1 protein-coding gene is annotated in these 2,080 nt (G+C 37.0%); it reads left to right on the forward strand.

Annotation, left to right across the window (positions count from 1 at the left end):
- Positions 1-147 precede the first annotated feature (147 nt).
- A complete protein-coding gene (locus DXA18_RS15380; RefSeq protein WP_199665599.1) occupies positions 148-1,902 on the forward strand; it encodes a transposase in 1,755 nt (584 codons plus the stop codon).
- Positions 1,903-2,080: the final 178 nt, after the last annotated feature.

Consider the following 2,080-nt stretch of genomic DNA (forward strand, 5'->3'; position numbering starts at 1 on the left):
AAGGGGCTGTCGGTTAATGGCAGTTCTAAACGGGGGAGGCAGATGAATCGAAATGATTCATCTGTCTCCCCTAAATTTTATCTATAAAAAGAGAAAAAGGTGGCTAATAATAACCACCTTCGCTCCGTTACATTGTATAATGTAACTATGAATCGCAATAATTATTATAATGAATTTTTTGAATTAGGGCAACAGAAAATTAACTTCAACTTCTACAAATTGAGTTTACCTGATGACGATCCAGTCTTTACCCTTAAAAAAGTGATGGAGGAAATGGATTTTACAGCTTTATTAGCACAGTATTCAGGCAAGGGGAAACACGGGTTTAACCCAATCATGAAGTATGGAGTTCTTACTTACGCAAACATGCGTGGAATTCGTGAGATAGACCGGATTGTGGAGCTGTGTAAAAGAGATCTGGCATTCATCTGGCTCTCGCAAGGAACGCAGCCCAAAAGAGATGCCTTTTATGATTTTATAAACAAAAAACTGACACCGGAAATATTAGATGACCTGAATTATCAATTGTTGCGACGTTTGAAAAAGGAAGGCCTGATCACATTAGAATCACTTTTTATCGATGGAACAAAGATAGAAGCCAATGCAAACCGTTATACGTTTGTCTGGCGTGGAACTTTGAACTATCATCTTGTGGGGCTTCTTGACAACATAGATGTTCTTTATCATAAATATAACACATTATTAGAAGACAATGGATATAGTGAAAAATACGGATTAGGAAACGCCATGATGTTTATCATCGAAGGTATAGACAAAGTACGCACAGTAATTGAAAAGAACCGGAAGCGGAAACTCACCAAGCATAAAAAACTTCCCAATAATACCATCATTGAGATAGACAATTGTTCTCCATTGGATATGTTAAAGTTGCAAAAAAAGCTGATGACAATAGCAGAAAACGAAGGAATTACATTCGTTTATGGAAAAGGAAAGAAAAAATCAGAAATACAGCAACTTTATGAAGAGTTAGATGCCTGCGGCACCAAACTTATGGAATATAAAGAATGCTTTGAAGTCATGGGGAAAGAGCGTAATAGTTATTCCAAAACAGACCTGGAAGCAACTTTCATGAGAATGAAAGATGACCACATGATGAATGGTCAGCTCAAAGCAGCTTACAATGTTCAGATTGCGGTAGAGAATTACTTTATAGTTCATACATATGTAAGCAACGACAGAACCGATTACAATACATTGATTCCGGTTGTCCAAAAGCATCTCCACACTTTTGGAGAAGCACTGAAAGAAGTTACTGCAGATAGTGGCTATTGTAGCGAAAAAAATCTGTTGTTTTTAAAAGAACATAGCATAGAAAGCTATATCAAACTACAGGATCATGAGCAGAGAAAAACACGTGCTTACAAAGAAAATATCGGGAAATATTATAACATGACAACTCAGATATTCGAGGACGAGCATTTTTATATTTGCCATGATGGACGGGAACTGCGACATATCCGTACAGAAGAAAAAGAAATGGATGGTTATACACAAACTCTGGAAGTGTATGGATGCGCTGACTGTAGCGGTTGTGAACATAAATTCCGATGTCTTTATAAATACAATCCTGAAAAAGATACAGACAAAAACAAAGTCATGAAGATCAATGAACGCTGGGAAGCCTTAAAAGAAAGATCTCATGCAAATATTCAGAGTGAAAAAGGAATCCTGAATCGTCAAATCCGTTCTATTCAAACAGAAGGGCATTTTGGAGACATCAAAGAAAATGATGATTTTCGACGGTTCAATCATCGTACAGCCGATAAAGTATACAAAGAATTCATGTTGTACGCAATCGGCAGGAATATCAACAAATACCATCGATTCCTTTGCAATGCGATACAGAAATTTGAGGGAAAAAAAGGGGAAAATGTAGCTTAAATAAAAGTCTGTTTGATTTCACATATCCCTTTATTTAGTGCGCCCGAAAATAAGAATCCATCTTTGGAATAGAGATACCCCGTGGAATATGCCGATGCTAAGAAGCACACATTTCCACGGGGTATCTCTATTCTTCTTTAAAATGGGAAGAAATCGGCATTAGCCGATTTCCCCTTTT

Origin of the sequence: Dorea sp. AM58-8 (genome assembly GCF_003464045.1) — a bacterium.
Lineage (GTDB): Bacteria > Bacillota > Clostridia > Lachnospirales > Lachnospiraceae > Claveliimonas > Claveliimonas ammoniilytica.

What these genes read in the sequence shown, in the direction of transcription:
- DXA18_RS15380 (WP_199665599.1), top strand. Translation starts at nt 148, where the DNA reads ATGAATCGCAATAATTATTATAATGAATTTTTTGAATTAGGGCAACAG.